The 18,751-nt window shown below is 61.1% G+C and carries 16 protein-coding genes; 8 read left to right on the plus strand and 8 right to left on the minus strand.

The annotated features are described in order from the left end of the window. Positions 1–205 precede the first annotated feature (205 nt). From ASD32_RS14985 to ASD32_RS30280, 4 genes are all read right to left on the minus strand, one after another. Complete coding sequence (locus tag ASD32_RS14985) at positions 206–1,084, minus strand: 50S ribosomal protein L11 methyltransferase (RefSeq protein ID WP_060638833.1); 879 nt, start codon at positions 1,082–1,084, stop codon at positions 206–208. Positions 1,085–1,158: 74 nt separating this feature from the next. Next, complete coding sequence (locus ASD32_RS14990; protein ID WP_060638834.1) at positions 1,159–2,289, minus strand: NAD(P)/FAD-dependent oxidoreductase; 1,131 nt, start codon at positions 2,287–2,289, stop codon at positions 1,159–1,161. 20 nt (positions 2,290–2,309) lie between these two features. Then, complete coding sequence (locus ASD32_RS14995; protein WP_060638835.1) at positions 2,310–2,909, minus strand: SCO family protein; 600 nt, start codon at positions 2,907–2,909, stop codon at positions 2,310–2,312. Positions 2,910–3,013: 104 nt separating this feature from the next. Then, the gene (locus tag ASD32_RS30280; protein ID WP_200953603.1) at positions 3,014–3,172 is read right to left on the minus strand and encodes a hypothetical protein; all 159 of its coding nucleotides are present in this window, start codon (positions 3,170–3,172) and stop codon (positions 3,014–3,016) included. A gap of 229 nt (positions 3,173–3,401) precedes the next feature. Between ASD32_RS30280 and ASD32_RS15000 the strand changes: the two genes are divergently transcribed. Both ASD32_RS15000 and pncA read left to right on the plus strand, forming a co-directional pair. Then, positions 3,402–3,866: a chemotaxis protein CheW gene (locus ASD32_RS15000; protein ID WP_060638836.1), complete on the plus strand. Its 465-nt coding sequence runs from the start codon at positions 3,402–3,404 to the stop codon at positions 3,864–3,866. Positions 3,867–4,019: 153 nt separating this feature from the next. Then, positions 4,020–4,688, plus strand: a complete 669-nt coding sequence (gene pncA, locus ASD32_RS15005; RefSeq protein ID WP_060638837.1) for a bifunctional nicotinamidase/pyrazinamidase — start codon at positions 4,020–4,022, stop codon at positions 4,686–4,688. Here pncA and ASD32_RS15010 read toward each other — a convergent pair. Both ASD32_RS15010 and ASD32_RS15015 read right to left on the minus strand, forming a co-directional pair. Further along, positions 4,660–5,157 carry a CreA family protein gene (locus tag ASD32_RS15010; RefSeq protein WP_060638838.1) on the minus strand — a complete coding sequence of 166 codons (498 nt, stop codon included), beginning with the start codon at positions 5,155–5,157 and terminating at the stop codon, positions 4,660–4,662. The genes pncA and ASD32_RS15010 overlap by 29 nt on opposite strands. A gap of 82 nt (positions 5,158–5,239) precedes the next feature. After that, complete coding sequence (locus ASD32_RS15015; protein WP_060638839.1) at positions 5,240–6,481, minus strand: GGDEF domain-containing protein; 1,242 nt, start codon at positions 6,479–6,481, stop codon at positions 5,240–5,242. Positions 6,482–7,335: 854 nt separating this feature from the next. Between ASD32_RS15015 and ASD32_RS15020 the strand changes: the two genes are divergently transcribed. The 4 genes from ASD32_RS15020 (at position 7,336) to ASD32_RS15035 (ending at position 11,122) form a co-directional block, all read left to right on the plus strand. Then, positions 7,336–8,415, plus strand: a complete 1,080-nt coding sequence (locus ASD32_RS15020; RefSeq protein WP_060638840.1) for a DUF2778 domain-containing protein — start codon at positions 7,336–7,338, stop codon at positions 8,413–8,415. A gap of 204 nt (positions 8,416–8,619) precedes the next feature. Further along, the gene (locus tag ASD32_RS15025) at positions 8,620–10,416 is read left to right on the plus strand and encodes a diguanylate cyclase (protein WP_060638841.1); all 1,797 of its coding nucleotides are present in this window, start codon (positions 8,620–8,622) and stop codon (positions 10,414–10,416) included. Positions 10,417–10,565: 149 nt separating this feature from the next. After that, positions 10,566–10,844 (plus strand): CopG family ribbon-helix-helix protein, encoded by a 279-nt coding sequence (locus ASD32_RS15030; RefSeq protein ID WP_060638901.1) that lies wholly within the window; start codon positions 10,566–10,568, stop codon positions 10,842–10,844. After that, positions 10,832–11,122, plus strand: a complete 291-nt coding sequence (locus tag ASD32_RS15035; RefSeq protein ID WP_060638842.1) for a type II toxin-antitoxin system RelE/ParE family toxin — start codon at positions 10,832–10,834, stop codon at positions 11,120–11,122. Before ASD32_RS15030 ends, ASD32_RS15035 begins: the two co-directional genes overlap by 13 nt. Positions 11,123–11,149: 27 nt before the next feature. On the opposite strand, the gene ASD32_RS15040 is transcribed toward ASD32_RS15035, so the two are convergent. Together ASD32_RS15040 and ASD32_RS15045 are read right to left on the minus strand one after the other, a co-directional pair. Continuing rightward, the gene (locus ASD32_RS15040) at positions 11,150–13,621 is read right to left on the minus strand and encodes a UvrD-helicase domain-containing protein (RefSeq protein ID WP_060638902.1); all 2,472 of its coding nucleotides are present in this window, start codon (positions 13,619–13,621) and stop codon (positions 11,150–11,152) included. Between the two features lie 103 nt (positions 13,622–13,724). Further along, entirely contained in the window at positions 13,725–14,135 is a 411-nt protein-coding gene (locus tag ASD32_RS15045) for a carboxymuconolactone decarboxylase family protein (protein ID WP_060638843.1), read from the minus strand. A gap of 215 nt (positions 14,136–14,350) precedes the next feature. On the opposite strand from ASD32_RS15045, the gene ASD32_RS15050 reads away from it, so the two are divergent. Together ASD32_RS15050 and ASD32_RS15055 are read left to right on the plus strand one after the other, a co-directional pair. Continuing rightward, on the plus strand, positions 14,351–15,565 hold the full coding sequence (locus ASD32_RS15050; protein WP_060638844.1) for an efflux RND transporter periplasmic adaptor subunit: 1,215 nt from the start codon (positions 14,351–14,353) through the stop codon (positions 15,563–15,565). Continuing rightward, positions 15,562–18,699 (plus strand): efflux RND transporter permease subunit, encoded by a 3,138-nt coding sequence (locus ASD32_RS15055; protein ID WP_060638845.1) that lies wholly within the window; start codon positions 15,562–15,564, stop codon positions 18,697–18,699. The genes ASD32_RS15050 and ASD32_RS15055 overlap by 4 nt, the downstream gene beginning before the upstream one ends. Positions 18,700–18,751: the final 52 nt, after the last annotated feature.

Consider the following 18,751-nt stretch of genomic DNA (forward strand, 5'->3'; position numbering starts at 1 on the left):
GTTGGTTATCCTTCTCCTCCTCCCTCCGGGTGGCCAATTTCAGACTGTGAAGAGTCCGCTTGAGCACTCCTCCTCCTCAAGCTCGCGGACATGACCGGCTTGCCGGTCAGCGGGCGATGCTTCGGCATCGCCTTTGTATTGAAAAACCCGCCTGTCCATGATGGACAGGCGGGTTTTCCTTTTTCAGGGCTTTAAAAATTCCCGCTTACGGGCGGTCGAGATGGATCGTCACCCAGCCGTTGCGCCAGATGGTGCGGACATGGCGCAGCTGCTGGCCGTTATAGGCCGAGAGTACCTTCCAGCGCTGCGAGGCCAGAATGCCGGAGAGAATCACCGAACCGCCGGGCGCCAGGTGGCTTGCAAGCTGCGGTGCCATCTTGATCAGCGGACGGGCAAGAATATTGGCGATGATCAGGTCGAACGGGCCATGCGCTGCAAAGGCCGGCGAGTGAAAGCCGGGCGCCGTGACCGTTGTAATGCCCGTGGCGATGCCGTTGCGTTTGACGTTCTCTGCCGCAACACGGGTGGCGATGGGGTCGATATCGGTTGCCAGAACCGGAACCGGCTTGAGTTTGCGTGCGGCGATGGCGAGCACGCCGCTGCCGGTGCCCAGATCCAGCGCATTGCGGACCTTGCGGGCGCGCATGACGGTTTCGATGACTTCCAGGCAGCCGGCCGTCGTGCCGTGATGGCCGGTGCCGAAGGCCTGGCCGGCGTCAATCTCGATGGCGATATCGTTGAGGCGCACCTTGTCGCGGTCATGCGAGCCATGGACGAGAAAACGCCCGGCGCGCACCGGAGACAGGCCCTCCAGCGACTTGGCGATCCAGTCGACATCCGGGATGATTTCGCGCTCGATCACGGCATCTGGAAACTGCGCGGCGACAACATCAGCGAAACGCGCCCGCATTCCGTCTTCCTCATCGAAGTCGATATAGAGCGAGGCTTCCCAGATATCCTTCTTCTCGTCCATTTCCATGGTGGCGATGGCATAGCCTTCGTCCTCGAAAGCATCGGTCATCAGGTCCAGAAGGACTTCGGAGAGCTTTTCGGTCGTGGTGATGAAGAGGCGCAGGTCGCTCAATGTCTTTGTCCTTGTCGGCACATGCTTGCCGCGCGGCTCTAGCACGCCGTCCGATGCAAGGTAAAGCGCAGCGCCTATTGGGCGCCGGGAATCCAGGGCGGCGGCGGGGTGTCCTGGCCTGCGGCATTGCGCAGAAAGGCGTTGGAGATTAGGGGAACATGGTTTGCCAGCGGCAGGAGCAGCGATCGAAGCCGTGTCAGAATGGGGTTTTTCAAGGTGATGAAGGCCGTGTTGCGCCGGGTATCCTTGAGCACGGTCCTGACGGCGGGTAATCTCAGAGCCGAATAGTCCTGTTCCCGACGTTCCGCTATCAGCCAAGCCAGCCAGCAGGCATCCTCGATGCCGAGATTCATGCCGCGCGCACCGGCCGGCGAATGCACATGGGCGGCGTCTCCGGCGAGATACACCTTGCCTCGGCTCATGGTCTCGACATGGCGGAAGCTGATGCGGAAATCCGAGGCCCATGTGCGCTCCAGCACCATGGCCGGATGTTCAATGCGGGTTTCGAAATCCGCATCGGTGGACAGGTAGCGCAGCGTATCCTCATTGACCGGCAGCCTTCCCAGCACGCCGGGATTGAGGAAATTCATCTCGATGAAGCCGGTATCGACCGGCTGTGCATAGCGGTAGTCGGCGAGGAAAAAGCGGCTCTCCAGCGCATTGCCGGGGAAGGTAAACCCGAAGGCCTGGCGAACGGCGGAATGGGCGCCGTCCGTGCCGATCAGCAGATCCGGCTCGACCGTTTCCGTCCGGCCATCGGCGTGTTGGAGGGTGACCACCGGCTTTTGCACATCGCCTGAGGCCGGGATGAGTTCGGCCGACCATTCCGGGGTGATGCCGAAGGCCAGAAGCCTCTGCAGCAAAAACCGTTCCGTTTGGCCCTGTGGCAGGATCTGGATCGGGCAATAGCGGCTGCGGAAGCTTTCTGTCTCGATGGTCAGCAGCGGTTTGCCTGAGGACGCGATCTTGAATTTCGTCAGGCGCCGGGCTTTTGCAAGAATCAGGGCGCTGACGCCGGATGCTTCCAAAAGCGTCAGGGTTCTGGCATTGACGCCGAGTGCCCGGCTTTCATGGAGGGGGGCGGGTCCGGCCGCCTTTGCCACAAGGCGGGATTTTATGCCGCGCCGCGCCAGTTCAAGCGCCAGTGCAAGTCCGGTCGGTCCGGCGCCAGCAATCAGAATGGATTTTTCACTGGTTTCACCCATCAGCCCCTCGCGACAATGGATTACCTTTTCGTCAGGTTTTCCAGTTTCTTGACTGCCGTCTCCGGATTTTCCTCGTAAGCGATCGTGCCGGTGAACTTGCCTTGCGAATCCAGCAGGAACACCGATGCAGTATGATCCATCGTGTAGTCGCCGTCAGGTTTCTTTTCGTCCAGCGGCACCTTCTTGGCATAGACCCTAAAGCCCTTGACCATCTCCATGACCTTGTCCGGCGGGCCGGAAATGCCGGTGATGCGCTTGGAGACGTTGGAGACGTATTGACCAAGGATTTCCGGGGTATCGCGTTCCGGATCGACGCTGATGAAATAGGCCTGCAGCTTGGTGCCGTCGGGATCGACCTTTTCCAGCCACCCGTTCAGCTCAAACAGCGTGGTCGGGCAGACTTCCGGGCAATGGGTAAAGCCGAAGAACAGGGCCGAGGGCTTGCCGACAAAGGCGGCTTGCGTGATCGGCTGGCCGGTCTGCGATACCAGCTCAAAGGGAACGCCGAACGGACCGGCGGCGATCTCCTCCTTGCCCGTGGTCATCTGGTAGCTGATCCAGCCCAGCGAGGCTGCGACAACGGCTACAGCCGCCCAAAGAACGATGCGAAGTGTTTTCATGTGATGTCCGCTCAAAACCTGCCCAATAGTGCAGCTGAGATAGCGGTTTGGGCGGGATGTTGCAAAACATTCACGCTGCCAGCGTCAAAATGCGGCAGCGTTCGTCAAAAGCACCAGGACATGCCGTTTTCAGCCATGGTCAGCAGCATCTCCGGCCCCTGAACGATCCATCCGAAAAAGGCGGCAAGGCACAGGAGCAGGAACACACCGCCAAGGGCGGTGATCGCCAGGTTCTGATTGTGCTTTCCGGCCTCGTTGTTCATGCGGCGATGATATCCTGCCCGCCGTTACTTTGAAAGCCGTTTTGCAGGGCACGGGTTTGCACGGGGCAGAGGCGGACGAGTGCGCACGCAAGAATCCGGTAAGCATTTTAGCAAAAGTTTAATGTGTGTTTGCCATGGTCTGACAACGCAAGGGGTGTTGGCGGGCGCCCCTGATCCGGCAAGTGCCGGAGGCATCGGGTTTCGCCGGAAACTGGGAAGAATTCTGATCATGACAAATGCCATCAAGCAGTCCGGCGCCTATCTGGAAATCGTATCGTTTCATCTGGGCGATCAGGAATTCTGCATCGATATCATGGCGATCCGCGAAATCCGTGGCTGGGCGCCCGTGACGCCGATGCCGCACACGCCGCCTTATGTGCTGGGGCTGATCAACCTGCGCGGCGCTGTCATCCCGGTCATCGACATGGCCTGCCGCCTCGGCATGAAGATGACGGAGCCGTCGGAACGTTCGGCGATCATCGTCACCGATATCGCCGGCAAGCTGGTCGGCCTTCTGGTCGAACAGGTGTCCGACATGATGACGATCAAGAGCGAAGCGCTGCAGCCAGCCCCGGAAATCATTCCGGAAGCACAGCGCGCCTTCTGCCGCGGCATCGTCGCGCTGGAAAAGACCATGGTCTGCTTCCTCAATCTCGACACCGTCATCGCCGACGAGCTGGCCCAGGCGGCTTAGTTACATCAATTGCCTTGAACGTCATGCAGACGCCATCCGGCAACCCGGGTGGCGTTTTTTGCGTTGAGTTTGAAGAGCCGTCCCGTTTGCTGCATTGTGCGGCGCAACAATTGCGCATAGCTTTTGCCGGAAAGCAGACCGAGGAGATTGCCCGTGAAATGCCTGTTGCTCGTCGATATCCAGAATGGGTTCTGCTCTGGCGGCAATCTTGCCGTGCCTGACGGCGAGGCGGTCGTTGCCGTCGCCAACCGGCTGATGGCGGAAGGCGGCTATGATCTGGTGGTTGCGTCGCTGGACTGGCATCCGGCCGATCACGGCAGCTTTGCCTCTCAGCATCCGGGCCGCCACCCATTCGAAATGGGAACGCTGCACGGCAAGCCGCAGATGCTCTGGCCGGATCATTGCGTCCAGGGTACAGCAGACGCCGAACTGCACCCGGCGCTCGACCAGAGCCGCATCGATTATCTCCAGCGCAAGGGCGAGGACCGGACCATAGACAGCTATTCGGCGTTTCGCGACAATGACCACGCGGCGCTGACCGAGCTGTCCGTCTATCTCGCAGACCGTGGCGTCGATCATCTCGATGTCTGCGGTCTGGCAACCGATTATTGCGTCAGGGATTCGGTCCTTGACGCAATCCAGCTCATTCCCGGAATTTTCGTGCGGCTCGTCATCGACGCCTGCCGGGGCATCGATCCGCAGGGTGTCGAGGTGGCACTGGCCACAATGGCGGCTGCAGGCGCCGAAATCGTCACATCTGCCGCCGTTATTGCTGAAGCCAAGGACGGTGCCGCTACTTCGGAGCGCCTTTCTCCCAGGTGACCGGCTGCTCGAACAGCGGAATGGTCGAGATCGACATCTTGGCGGAACCGTCGGTCAATTCGCGGGAATGGGCGAGATAGATCAGCGTGTTGTTTTTCTTGTCGTAGATGCGGGTGACCACAAGCTTCTTCCAGACGAGCGACAGCCCCTCGCGGAACACTTCCTCGCCGCCCTTATCAAGCTCGATATCGCCGATCGTCACCGGCCCGGTCTGGCGGCAGGAGATCGAGTTGTTCGACGGATCCTCGAACCAGTTGCCGTTCTTCAAGCGGTCAACCACGCTGCGGTCGAAATAGGTCACATGGCAGGTGACGCCCGAGATCTTGGGATCGCTGACGGCATCGATGGTGATGTCGTTGCCAAGCCAGTCCACGCCGACTTCGCCGACGGTTTCGGCCTGCGCGGAAAATCCGGCAAGGCTCGTCGCAAGAAGCGCGCAGGCGCTGATAAAACGGATGGGAAGCGGCATTGTGGGTTCTCCGGATGCAATGCCACAGACATAGGATCGGCGGCGGGTAATGCAAGCGGCGGGCAAGCGGCGGGCGCGGCGTTCAGCCTGTGCTGGAGAGTTTTTGCACCGGACCGGCGGCGGCGCGCATTTGGGCGGCGGCGCCGGCGAGGGCGCGGGCGCTGGCCACGGATGCGGCGTGAAGGCTGCCGGCGACGCTCAGTCTGTCCCGGCCCAAAGCCTTCGCCTCGTAGAGCGCCATGTCGGCCTGGACCATGGCGTCGGCCGGTGTGCCGCCGGGATCGGCCATGGCAATGCCGATGCTCAGCGTCAGGGCGATTTCAGTGCCCTGGTGTGCCGGTGCGGGTGTCATTCTGACGGCGGTGCAGATCGCGTCGGCGATATCAGCCACATCCAGCCGGCTGGCTCCGGCAAGGGCTATGCCGAATTCCTCGCCACCCAGCCGCCCAAGGATGCCTTTTCCTGCGAGCGTCCCGCGCACGGTGGCGGTGAAATGCACAAGTGCCGCATCGCCGCCGGCATGGCCATGCAGATCGTTGATCTGCTTGAAACGATCAAGGTCCAGCAGCATGAACGCCGTCTGCTCGCCGGAGGCCGAGGCGTTCTGGAACATCTGCTCGAATGCGGACATGAACGCGCGGCGTGACAGGGCGCCGGTTAGATCGTCATGGGCGATCATATGGCGCAGATTCGCAATCAGCCAGCCATGCAGCATGAGGATCACCCCCAGAAAGAACAGCGGCATGATCATCAGGCCTGTCACTATCAAAGCCGTCATCCAGATCGGCGGATCAAGGGCGTCGTGCAAACCGGTGGCGGCCGTGACGGCCTGAGCGGCATGAAGGATGGCGGCCAGGAACGCCATGACGCAGCAAAACAGCATATAGGGGGCGATGGCCCGCTCCTTCGGCCAATGGCGCAGGATGGTCGCACCGATCACGAAGCAGATCAGGCTGAGCAGTCCCGTGCGGGCCAGAACGTGTACCGCATGGCTGTCAGCGGCATCACCGAAGAGCAAAAGCACTGTCGCCACCGTCGCAAGAAGTACAACCGTTGGCCATGCGCTAAGCGGCGGGCGGGCGAGGAACTGCCGGAAGCCTCTCAGCAGCAAGAGGCCGGAAGCCGCAATCAGCGTGCCGCCGATGACCGTGTGAAACCACTGCGGGGCAATGCCGACGGTCAATGCCAGCGATGCGGCAAGCGCCGTCGTCAGGCAGGCGGCGCAGAAGCTTGCAATGCCGGGAACGCCGGTCTTGCGCAGCGATAAAAGCACGGGAAACATGACCAAAAGAGAAATAACTGCAATCGCGGAAAGAAAGCTCATAGGGGCGGATTCCTGCCGGGTGGCGCTCAAAAAAGAAGGGTCCGCCGATGCGGATAAGGCGAAATTCGTAATATCGCCGATTTAATTTTTTCAGCCGAAATTGCGTGCAATTTTAATGGATCGGGAGCTGTTTCGCAATTTCCACTTGTATGCAGTGGTGTGCCGGATCAAACTTGCGCGCGACCGGTGAAAGCGGTGGTGAGTTACACCTCTGCAAGCGACTTTGATCGCGGCCGCAAGGGTGATTCGCTACCATCTGACTGCAACAGGACCGGCGGATTAGACTGCAGATGGATCGGGAACTGAGAGCTGTCCAGCCGAGCGGCTAACCCATCGCGACGCGGGGTGATGCCGTGAAAAAACATGTCTCATCTCAGCATCTCCTTATTCTCGCCAAAAAATAGAGGTTTGAGACCGGACGCAAATACAGTTTTTCGAGCTTCAGGTTGACCGCCGGCGAAATGCGCAGTGGGTCAACGGATCTCCCGGCCATGATGTCCTAGGCGGGGAAGGTACCTTCTTTGCTTTTTTGCCTGCGGCAGGTGCCGCTCTCCTCTGCCCACCCTGCTCCCTGATTTCTTGGAGCCCGTGTAAAGGAATTGGTTACCATAATTTGTCATTCTTCCGATCGACCGGCAGGCCCCGGCAAGCGCGCAGTTCGGCGCATCGTGGGCTTTGGACCGGCCTCGGCGGCAATGCGTCCTGTTGCTCTCCGATTGAGTAATGCGTTTCGGGTAACGAGCATCATGGCGTTTGCAGCAGAAAAATGCAGTCATTCCGCGGCTTCGGGCAAGGCGCGCCACTATTGCGGTCCCCAAGGCCCCAAGACGAAAGGTTCAAGGCAATCCCAGCCGTTGGCGCGGTTGCTTGCCGGTGCCACTGTCGCCGGGATCGCCATCGCGGCCTCGGTCTGGATGGTCGCGACCTTTGCGGCGATGCAGAACATGGGGTCGTCGCTGCTGTCCAGCAAAGGTCCGCGCCTTGAGGCGTCATTGGGTCTCAACCCGATCCCGCATGCGGCCCCGCAGCAGCGCGTCGTACACCTGGCCAAATTTTCGCGGCTCACCGTCTTGCCGCGTATCAACCTTGTGGCAATGGCTGTGCCGCAAAAGAGCATGGCTGCAGTCGCCATGGTCAAGCCTGCCGTGGATTTTGCGGAAAAGACGCAGGTTGTCGCGCTTGCAAAAGCGGCTGCCGCCAAAGGCGATGCGGTCATAACCGGCTCGACGCCGGTGACAGCCAACGCGCTGGTGGAGACGGTATCGGTGCGTGAGCAGGGACTTGGCAAGCCGTTTAACTTGGTCATGCCGGAGCCCGCTTCGTCGCTGAACGGCATGTTGCCGGATCTGGGGCCTTTGCCCCTGTCCAAACCGCGCGGTTTTGCGGATGCGGCGCGCAAGCTTGATGACAAGGCCACCAAGCCCGCCGTCAAGGAACTGGCCTATGCCAAGCCTGATCTTCCCATGGATGATGACAACGAGGTTCGCCCGGCATTTAGGGGTAAAAGAGGGGTCGCCTATTACGATATCTCGGCCGGCGTGGTCTACATGCCGAATGGCGAGAAGCTGGAGGCGCATTCCGGCATCGGCAAGATGCGCGACAATCCGGACTATGTTCACGTCAAGATGAAGGGCCCGACGCCGCCCGGCACCTACAAGGTGACAATGCGGGAATCGCTCTTCCACGGGGTTGCCGCCGTGCGTCTGACGCCGGTGAACGGCGTGGCACCGCATGGCCGCGACGGCCTGCTCGCCCACAGCTATCTCCTGAGAAACCGGGGCGATTCCCATGGCTGCGTTGCCTTCGAGGAATATCCGCGCTTCCTGAAAGCGTTCAAGCGCGGCGAGATCACCCATATGGTCATCGTCAAGAGCATGAAGGGCTTCTCCGCGCCCAAGCGCACCTTCGCCTCGCTGTTTTCCAAGGGTGCATGACGGATATCCTTGAAAGGGCATAAGCCGGATCAAACCATCCCAGCACAGGGCGCGAAAGCTTGAGGGCTTCGCGCCCTGTGCTCGTTATGCCAGCCGGCTAGCCTGTTTAAGCCCTGCCAGCGGGCCGTTGATCGCGAGGATTGGGGAATTGCCACCGCCTGCGCTCTCCTCTAATCCCCTCTACAATCTTAGGGGACGGCGTTCATGCGAATCAGTGCAATTACGAACTGGGCCTATGGCGTAACCGTCGTCCTGACCGTGCTTTCCGGTGGCGCATTCATTCTGTCGGCCGATAGCGCCAACCAGGAGCGGCTGGCGGTCGAGGAGCACCTTGCCTTCGAGGCCCTGGCGCAGGACCTTGCCCTTGGCGCCGAGGAGCGAAGTGACGAAGCGCGCCTGTACGTGATGCGCGGCGACGAGCGTCATCTGATTGCGTTTCACGGCAGGGAAAACGAGGAGCACCGCCGCGAGGCGGCGATCAAGACGTTGAAGGCGCGCGGGGCATCGTCTGCTGAAACCGCCGCGCTCGAAGAGGTCGAGCAGGATGCCGAGGCGCTGGACCGGCTCGAGGTTGCGGCAATCACCGCCTATGGCAATGGCGAGCAGTCCAAAGCCCAGCAAATGCTGTTTGGCCCCGAGCACGAGCGCCTGCAGACGGATTTGCTGGAAACGGTCGGCCGCTTCCGCGATCTGGTCAATGCCCGCACCGGCAATGCGCTGAACGATGCGCGGTTGAGAAGCGACTGGTTCGGCCTTGTCGCCAAGACCATGCTGGCGCTGACGGCAGCGCTTTTTCTCGGCGTTCTCTATTGCGTTCTTCGCCGCCGCATCGCCATGCCGCTAGCGCATATGACCGGTATCGTCACCCGGCTCGCCAAGCAGGATTATGCCGTCGAGGTGCCGCTGGACCAGCGGCGCGACGAAATCGGCGAGATGAACGAAGCCATCCATATTTTTCGCGCCAATGGCCTGGAGCGCGACCGGCTGGATGCGGAGAGGCGGCTCGACCAGCAGACCAAGGATCTGATCCTGCAGATGATGCACCGGCTGCAGGCCTGCCAGACGCAGACCGAGCTCGCCGATGTCGTGGCGCGGTTTGCGCCGCAGATTTTCCCCAATCTTGCCGGGCATCTTTATGTTCTCAACGAAAGCCGCACCTTACTTTCGACGATCGGCAGCTGGCTTGATCCGCATCAATCGGCGGCATCCTTTGCCTCCAGCGCCTGCTGGGGGCTGCGGCGCGGGCGGCCGCATCTGAGCAATCGCGGCCAGAGCGACATTGCCTGCCAGCATCTGAACGAAAGCAATGTCACAGGACTTTGCGTGCCGCTGACGGCGCAGGGCGATACGATCGGGCTTCTCTATTTCGAGGAACGTTCGGATGTCGTGACCGATGTCGAAACCTCGCGTCTCTATCTGGAACTGATTGCCGAAAATATCGGCCTTGCGGTTGCCAATCTTCAGTTGCGCGAAAAACTCACCCATCTTGCCGTGCGCGATGCGCTGACGGGGTTGTTCAACCGGCGCTGGCTGGATGAAAGCCTCAACCGTCATGCACGCGAGGAAGCGGTCAATCCGCTGGTCTGCCTGATGATCGACATCGATCATTTCAAGCGCTTCAACGACGAATTCGGCCATGATGCCGGCGATGTCGTCATGCAATATGTGGCGCAGATCGTCATCGACATGGTTGGCGGCGCCGGCACGGCCTACCGGTTCGGCGGCGAGGAGTTCACGGTGCTTTTGCCCGGGATGACCGAGGCGGCCGGCTTCGAATTTGCCGAAGCGCTGCGCACCAAGATCGCGACCGCACCGCTCTCGCATCGCGGCCGTATCCTTGGTTCGGTGGCGGTGTCCATCGGCGTGGCATCGGCGCCCGCCGCAGGTACGGTGCCGACCTTGCTGACGCGGGCGGATGCCGCCCTTTTGAATGCCAAGGCCGGTGGCCGCAACATGACGGTCTCGGCCGCAAAGCTCATCCTCGGCGGTCTGCGGGATTAGCTTTAGCTGGGCGGGTGAACGGGCATGAGAGGCGGACCTTACTCCAAGGAGCGACCGTAGGACTTCCATTCTTCCGTCCGCTGGCTTTCAAAACTCGCGTTCTTCGTCTATGGTAGTGCAAGGTATTACCTTTTACCGGGGAATGGATGATGGCCGTTGCGACATCAGTCAAGCTTGAGAACGAGCTGAAGGTTCGGGTGCAGAACCTGGCTACCGCGCGCCGCCGCACGTCTCACTGGATCATGCATGAAGCCATCGCGCAATATGTCGAGCGCGAAGAGAAGCGTGAAGCCTTTCGTGAAGAGACCCTCAAGGCCTGGGAGGAATTTCAGCAGACCGGCCTGCAGGCCAGCGCTGAGGACGTTGAAAAATGGCTGTCGAGCTGGGGCTCTGAAAATGAGCTTCCGGCTCCCAAATGCCGGCCGTAATCTTTACTCCGAACGCGATCCGGGACCTTGAAAGACTGCGCCAATTCCTGAGGGCGAAGAACCCGCAGGCAGCACGGTCGGCCGGGGAGGCGATCCTTCAGGGTGTGCGCATTCTTGGCTCACAACCGCATATCGGCCGCCTCGTCGAGGGCCTGCCGGAAGAATTTCGGGAATGGCTGATTGATTTTGGCGATAGCGGCTATGTCACCCGTTACAGGTTTGACGGAGAGATGGTAACAATTTTGGCGCTACGGCATCAGCGGGAAGCCGGGTTTTAAGGTGTGGCTCGGCTTCATGGCCCCCGCCTAAACCTTCTCCACAAACCCATCCAGCACCCGCTTCTGTCCGGCCCGGTCGAAATCGATCGTCAGCTTGTTGCCCTCGATACCGGCGATATTCCCGTTGCCGAACTTGATATGGAACACCCGGTCGCCGACGGTGAATTTTGAAGGTTCGTCGATCTTGGACTTGGCGATCAGTTCGCCGTCGATGGTGCGCGCTTTCGGGCCGCTTTCGCCGTAGCCGATGCGTTCGATCGAGACGCCGGAGCGGTTGCCCCAGTTATCGCGGGTGGCGTCGGTCTTGTTGGCCTGGGCGCGTTTCCAGCCGGGGGTGGAATAGGTGTTGGCGAAGGGTTCTTGCTTGTCGAAGCGGGATTGGCCGTAGCCGCCGCGATTATAGCCGCCATAGGATTGCTCGGCTTCCGAGACTTCGACATGGGCGGTCGGCAGTTCGTCGAGGAAGCGCGAGGGGAGCGTCGATTGCCACAGGCCGTGGATGCGGCGGTTGGAGACGAACCAGATGTGGCAGCGGCGTTTTGCCCGCGTCAGGCCGACATAGGCAAGGCGTCGCTCTTCCTCCAGGCCTGAGCGGCCGCCTTCGTCCAGCGCGCGCTGGTGCGGAAACAGGCCTTCCTCCCAGCCGGGCAGGAAAACGGTCTCGAATTCCAGCCCCTTAGCCGAATGCAGCGTCATGATCGAGACGGCGTCGAGCTCGGCATTCTGCTCGACATCCATTACCAGGGCGATATGTTCGAGGAAGCCGCGCATGCTTTCGAACTGTTCCATCGAGCGGATCAGTTCCTTCAGGTTTTCCAGCCGGCCCGGCGCTTCCGCCGATTTGTCGTTCTTCCACATATCCGTATATCCGGACTCTTCGAGAATGGTCTCGGCAAGCTCGGTATGCGGCGTGTTTTCAAGCAGGCCCTGCCAGCGCTGGAACATCGTCACGACGTCATAGAGCGACTTGCGCGGCTTCGGCTTCATCTCGTCGGTTTCGATGATATCGCCTGATGCTGCCAGCATCGGGATATCGCGCTTGCGGGCATAGTCGTGCAGGGCACGCACGGTGGTATCGCCAAGGCCGCGTTTCGGCGTATTGACGATGCGCTCGAAGGCGAGGTCATCGGCCGGCTGGCATACGAGGCGGAAATAGGCCAGCGCATCGCGGATCTCCAGGCGCTCGTAAAAGCGCGGGCCGCCGATGACGCGGTAATTGAGGCCAAGCGTGACGAAACGGTCTTCGAACTCGCGCATCTGGAAGGAGGCGCGCACCAGGATGGCCATGTTGTTCAGCGGGTGGTCGGTGCGCTGCAGCTGCTCGATCTCCTCGCCGACGGCGCGGGCTTCCTCCTCGGAATCCCAGGCGGCATGCACCTGCACCTTGTCGTCATTGGGATCGACGCGGTCGGTAAACAGCGTCTTGCCGAGGCGGCCCTCATTATGAGCGATGAGATGGCCGGCGGCGCCGAGGATATGTTCGGTGGAGCGGTAGTTGCGCTCGAGCTTGATGACCTTGGCGCCTGGAAAATCCTTCTCGAAGCGCAGGATATTATCCACCTCGGCACCGCGCCAGCCGTAGATCGACTGGTCGTCGTCGCCGACGCAGCAGACGTTCTGCGGCACGCCCTTCGGCCGCTGGGCAAGCAGCCTCAGCCACATATACTGGGCGGTGTTGGTATCCTGATACTCGTCAACGAGGATGAAGCGGAACTTGTCGTGATATTCGCGAAGCACATCCGGATTGGTGCGGAACATGCGGATCGGATGCAACAACAGATCGCCAAAATCGCAGGCGTTCAGCGTCATCAGCCGGGCCTGATAGGCAGCGTAGAGTTCGCGGCCCTTGCCGTTGGCAAACGAGCGGGCGTCGCCTTCTGGAATGTCGGCGGGCGAAAGGCCCTTGTTCTTCCAGCCGTCGATCATCTGGGCAAATTGCTTGGCCGGCCAGCGCTTGTCGTCAATGCCGTCGGCCTGGATCAACTGCTTGATCAGGCGCACGACATCGTCGGTATCCAGGATGGTGAAAGAGGATTTCAGGCCCACCAGTTCGGCATGGCGGCGCAAAAGCTTCACGCCGATCGAATGGAACGTACCCATCCACGGCATGCCTTCGACAGCCCCTCCGACGAGGACGCCGACGCGCTCCTTCATCTCGCGGGCCGCCTTGTTGGTGAAGGTGACGGCGAGGATTTGCGAAGGGAAGGCGCGGCCGGAGGCAAGGATATGGGCGATGCGGGTGGTGAGCACGCGGGTCTTGCCGGTGCCGGCGCCGGCCAGCACCAGAACCGGGCCGTCGAGTGCTTCCACCGCTTCGCGCTGCTCGGGATTGAGGCCGGAGAGATAGTCTGGAACACGATGCTGATCGCGCGCTTGCATGGCGCGGGCTGCGATGCCGCTTGCGGGTGCCGGCGGTACCGCCTGCGGGCTCACGCCTCGCTGCGGGCGCGGCGCCGGCTCCTCGTCGAAGAAGGGGATATCGTCAAAACCATTGCTCATGCGGCTCAATGTAGTGATTCGGAGCCGAAAGGCCAGAATTCCGTTCTGCTTTTATTCCAAAATGTCCAGCTTCTCTGTGGAGACAACCGCTTTTTGGCCGCGATCAGGGGAGATGATCGGCATCGAAGACGGGATCGACGGGAAGCTGCAGGGCTGTCGCCAGCTGGTTGGTCTTGGCCGCAAGGGCGATGACGCGCAGGAGATCGGCATGCTGCGCAGCCGTCATGCCCTTGGCCTTTGCGGCCGCCGTATGCGAATGGGCGCAGTAGCCGCAGCCATTGGTGACGGACACGGCGATATAGAGCATTTCCTTGACCAGCGGATCCAGCGCCGACGGCGTCGCCATCACGGCTTTAACCTCGGCCCAGGTCTTTTCGAGCAGGCCGCTGTCAAACGCGAGATAGTGCCACATATTGTTGACGAAATCGGATTTGCGTGTGGCCCTTATGTCGTCGAAGACGGCTTTGACACGGGGATCGGATTCCGGATCAGGATGTTTTGCTGTCGTGCTCATGGCGGGCCTCCGTTGCCATCGAGGCTAAGGCGCGGCCCGTCTTGTGTCGAGTGGCTGAGATAAAGATCGTGGAACCCAAAAAGAGCTTTTGTTACAATTGCGTAATGATGGCATTTTAGCGTTGCCTGTATACGGCAAACATGAATAGTTGCCGCAAATACTGCGGTTTTTGTGCCTCAATGGCCGAAACAAGCTTGATTTAATTGGAGTTTTGCATGCGGCTTTGGAAGCAGCTTTTGATCTGCCTGGTCATTCTTGTGGTCGGCCTTGGCGTCTGGGTTCGCTTCGTGCCGGGTGCAGCGGCAATCCTTGCCAAGGTTGGCGTGCCCGAGACAGTTCTGGCCTATGCCGCAAAACCGGTGGATGCGGCCAAACAGGGCGGCGCACGGGTGCAGGGCGGCCAGAACCAGGGCGGCGGCAATCAGGCTGGCGGCACGCCGCTTGTCGTGACGCAGCCGGCCGATACCGCTGTTGTCAATGACAGGCTGAATGCGATCGGCAGCGGCGAGGCCATCCTGTCGGTCAGCGTCACGCCGCTTGCGACCGGCAATCTCTCCGACATCCTGGTCAAATCCGGCGACCGCATCGAAAAGGGGCAGGTGATTGCCACGCTCGACAGCGACGAGCAGAAGATCGCAGCCGCGCAGGCCAAGGTCGCCGTCGATAGTGCCGGCGAAAAGGTCGAGCGCAACCGCAAGCTCGGCAACGCCGTCTCGGTGGCCATCCTGCGCGAAGCCGAATTTGCCATGCAGGCTGCACAACTGGCGCTGCAGACGGCGGAACTGGATTTGAAGCGGCGCGATATCGCAGCGCCCTCCGGCGGCATCGTCGGCATCATCACGGCGCATCCGGGAGATTATGTCACGACTTCGACGTCGATCGCCGTGGTGGATGACCGCTCGCAGATCCTTGTCGATTTCTGGGTGCCGGAGCGGTTTTCGACCATGGTTTCCGTCGGCCAGCCGGTTTCGGCAACCGCAATCGCGATGCCGACCTCTGAACTGTCCGGCGTCATCGACGCGATCGACAACCGCGTGGATCAGGCGAGCCGGACGTTGCGGGTGCGGGCGCGGATCGACAATCCCGACGATACGCTGCGGGCCGGCATGTCGTTTTCCGTTTCTGTACGCTTCCCCGGAGACACCTATCCGACGGTCAACCCGCTGGCGATCCAGTGGAGCGCCGATGGCTCGTTCGTCTGGCGTGTTCAGGATGAGAAGTCGCAGCGGGTTCCCGTGAAAATCATCCAGCGCAATTCCGACAAGGTGCTGGTCGACGCAAAGCTCGCCAAGGGCGATGCCCTGGTGATCGAGGGCGTGCAGCGGCTGCGCGATGGCGGTGCGGTTCGCATCGCCGGAGAACCGCTGCAGCAGAAGCCGGCACAAGACAATCAGGAACAGAAGGTTTCCGAGGCGGAGGCGCCGAAATGAGCGGCGGTTCCGGGCACAAGGGAGCTGGCACCGCAGGCTTTACGGCGCTGTTCATTCGCAGGCCGATCTTTGCGCTTGTCGTCAATACGCTGATCATCGTTGCAGGTCTTGCGGCGCTGAACGGCATTGAAATCCGCGAATTGCCGCAGGTGGATCAGCCGGTGGTGTCGGTCAATACCCAGTTCGACGGTGCTTCGCCCGAAACGGTGGACCGCGAACTGACCTCGGTGATCGAGGGTGCCGTTTCGCGCGTGCAGGGCATCAAGGACATTTCCTCGACCTCGCAATATGCGCAGAGCCGCGTCACGCTGCAGTTTTCCGATACGACCGATATCGGCCAGGCGTCCAATGATATCCGCGATGCGCTCGGACGCGTCAGCAACCAGTTGCCGGAGGATGCCGACGAGCCGCGCATCGTCAAGGCCGATGCCGACAGTCAGCCGATCATGCGCCTGGCGCTGACATCCGACACGCTGTCGATGGAGGACCTGACGCTTCTGGCCGAAAACGAGATCACCGACAGGCTGGCAGCCGTGGAGGGCGTCGCCGACGTGCAGATCAACGGCGACCAGGAAAAGATCTTCCGCATCGATATCAACCAGTCAAAGCTTGCCAGCCGTGGCCTGACGGTTGCCAATCTGCGCACAAGCCTTGCCACCGCCTCGCTCGACGTACCGGCGGGCTCGCTGACCAGCGTCAACCAGGATATTTCGGTGCGCGCCACCGCCGATCTGCAGACGCCGGAACAGTTTGAAAACCTCCTGCTTGGCGACAATGTCCGGCTTGGCGATATTGCCACGGTGACGCTCGGTCCGGATATCGGCACGTCCTCGCTGCGCTCGGATGGACGCCAGGGCATCGGCCTTGGCATCATCCGCCAGGCGCAGTCCAATACGCTGGATATTTCCGAGGGCGTGAAGACGGCGGTGACCACCATTGCCGAAATCCTGCCGAAGGGCACGCAGCTCAAGGTGACCAGCGATGACGCCGTGTTCATCGAAGGTGCCATCCACGAGGTTGAAATCGCGCTGATCGCCTCGGTGATCATCGTTACCCTGGTGATCTATATGTTCCTGCTCGACTGGCGGGCAACGCTCATTCCGACGCTGACCATGCCGATCGCCCTGATCGGCACCTGTGCTGCGATCTACATGGCCGGCTTTTCCATCAATATTTTGACGCTTCTCGCTATCGTTCTGGCAACGGGACTGGTGGTGGACGATGCGATCGTGGTCCTGGAAAACATCGTGCGGCGGCGCGGCGAGGGCATGGGGCCGCGCGCTGCGGCAGTGCTCGGTACGCTCGAAGTGTTCTTCGCCGTCATCGCGACGACCGCGACGCTTGCCGCTGTCTTCGTGCCCTTGTCCTTCCTGCCGGGGCAGACCGGCGGCTTGTTCCGCGAGTTCGGCTTCGTGCTGGCCTTTGCCATTCTGCTTTCCGCCTTCGTGTCTTTGACGCTGTGTCCGATGCTGGCCTCGCGCATGCTGAAACCGCATGCCGAAAACCATGGCCATACCGGCTTCATGGGCCGGATCGGTGCGTTTGCGGCGGCCTTCTACAGGCGCACGCTGGGTGCCTGCCTCAATTCACCGCTGATCGTCTTCATGGTCGCCATCATGGTGACGGCTGCCGGTGGCGGCGCCTTCACGCTGCTCAAATCGGAGCTGACGCCGACGGAGGACCGCTCGCGCATCATGGTGCGTATCCAGGCGCCGCAGGGCGTGTCGCTGGAATATACCCAGGCGCAGATGCGCCGGGTCGAGGATGGCCTGAAGCCGCTGGTTGATAATGGCGAGATCGCCAATGTCTTTTCCGTGTCCGGCCAGGGCGGCGCGGTCAATACGGGGTTCATGGTGCTGACGCTGGCGCCTTGGAGCGACCGCGACCGCACGCAGCAGCAGATTTCGGCGGATATTACCAAGATCACCTCGAATATCCCTTCGATCCGCGCTTTCCCGATCCAGCCGAACAGCCTTGGCATTCGCGGTGCGGGCAACGGCCTGCAGGTGGCGCTGGTCGGCAATGATTATGCCAAGCTCGGCGATGCCGCATCCAAACTGGTGCGGCAGATGGAAGACAGCGGCAGTTTCGAAAATGTCCGCCTGAACTATGAGGCCAATCAGGCGCAGCTCTCCGTGACGATCGACCGCGACCGCGCATCCGATCTGGGCATCGATATTGTCGGCCTGTCGGCGGCGCTGCAGGCGATGCTCGATGGCAATAGCGTGCTCGATGTGTATGTCGAGGGCGAATCCTATCCGGTCAAGCTGTTGTCGACCACCAATCCGGTCAACGACCCGACGGACCTGCAGAACATCTTTCTGAAAACCGGTGACGGCAAGATCGTGCCGATGTCGACCATCGCATCGGTCGAGGAAAAAGCCGTTGCGCCGCAATTGTCGCGCGAGCAGCAGCTCCGGTCGGTGTCGCTGTCTGGCGGGCTCACGTCCGGCATTGCGCTCGGCGATGCCCTGGCCATGGTCCAGCAGATGGCCGAACCGCTCCTGCCGCCGGGCTCGCGCGTCGTGCCGCTGGCCGAAGCCGCGACGCTCGACGAAAATGCCAACGGCATGTTTGTCACCTTCGGCTTTGCGCTGGTCATCATCTTCCTGGTGCTGGCGGCGCAGTTCGAAAGCCTGATCAGCGGCCTGATCATCATGTCGACCGTGCCGCTCGGCCTTGCCTGCGCCGTGTTTGCCATGCTGCTGACCGGCAACACGCTCAACATCTACAGCCAGATCGGACTGGTGCTGCTGGTCGGCATCATGGCGAAGAACGGCATCCTGATCGTCGAATTTGCCAACCAGCTGCGCGACCGTGGCGAGGACCTGCGCTCGGCGATCGAGAATGCGGCCAATATCCGCCTGCGCCCAGTGATGATGACGATGATCGCCACCATTGTAGGTGCGGTGCCGCTTGTCATGGCAAGCGGGGCGGGTGCCGAAGCGCGCGTCGCGCTCGGCTGGGTGCTGGTCGGCGGCCTTGGCCTTGCCACTATCGTCACGCTTTACCTGACCCCAGTTGCCTATCTGGTCATCGGCCGGTTTACCAAGCCGCATGTGGACGAGGAGCGGCGGCTGCAGACCGAGATGCGGCATGCCGAGACGCTGCAATTGGCGGAAGCTGCGGAATAGGAGTGGGGCGGACCAGAGGTTCGCTGTCCTTTTCCGCTTTGCGCCTGTTTGG

This window comes from Rhizobium sp. Root483D2, from assembly GCF_001426685.1.
Lineage (GTDB): Bacteria > Pseudomonadota > Alphaproteobacteria > Rhizobiales > Rhizobiaceae > Pararhizobium > Pararhizobium qamdonense.

Excerpts from the sequence above, each read along its gene's own strand:
- ASD32_RS14990 (WP_060638834.1), bottom strand. The coding sequence starts at position 2,289 with ATGGGTGAAACCAGTGAAAAATCCATTCTGATTGCTGGCGCCGGACCG.
- ASD32_RS14995 (WP_060638835.1), bottom strand. The coding sequence starts at position 2,909 with ATGAAAACACTTCGCATCGTTCTTTGGGCGGCTGTAGCCGTTGTCGCA.
- ASD32_RS30280 (WP_200953603.1), bottom strand. The coding sequence starts at position 3,172 with ATGAACAACGAGGCCGGAAAGCACAATCAGAACCTGGCGATCACCGCC.
- ASD32_RS15000 (WP_060638836.1), top strand. The coding sequence starts at position 3,402 with ATGACAAATGCCATCAAGCAGTCCGGCGCCTATCTGGAAATCGTATCG.
- ASD32_RS15010 (WP_060638838.1), bottom strand. The coding sequence starts at position 5,157 with ATGCCGCTTCCCATCCGTTTTATCAGCGCCTGCGCGCTTCTTGCGACG.
- ASD32_RS15015 (WP_060638839.1), bottom strand. The coding sequence starts at position 6,481 with ATGAGCTTTCTTTCCGCGATTGCAGTTATTTCTCTTTTGGTCATGTTT.
- ASD32_RS15025 (WP_060638841.1), top strand. The coding sequence starts at position 8,620 with ATGCGAATCAGTGCAATTACGAACTGGGCCTATGGCGTAACCGTCGTC.
- ASD32_RS15030 (WP_060638901.1), top strand. The coding sequence starts at position 10,566 with ATGGCCGTTGCGACATCAGTCAAGCTTGAGAACGAGCTGAAGGTTCGG.
- ASD32_RS15035 (WP_060638842.1), top strand. The coding sequence starts at position 10,832 with ATGCCGGCCGTAATCTTTACTCCGAACGCGATCCGGGACCTTGAAAGA.
- ASD32_RS15040 (WP_060638902.1), bottom strand. The coding sequence starts at position 13,621 with ATGAGCAATGGTTTTGACGATATCCCCTTCTTCGACGAGGAGCCGGCG.
- ASD32_RS15045 (WP_060638843.1), bottom strand. The coding sequence starts at position 14,135 with ATGAGCACGACAGCAAAACATCCTGATCCGGAATCCGATCCCCGTGTC.
- ASD32_RS15050 (WP_060638844.1), top strand. The coding sequence starts at position 14,351 with ATGCGGCTTTGGAAGCAGCTTTTGATCTGCCTGGTCATTCTTGTGGTC.
- ASD32_RS15055 (WP_060638845.1), top strand. The coding sequence starts at position 15,562 with ATGAGCGGCGGTTCCGGGCACAAGGGAGCTGGCACCGCAGGCTTTACG.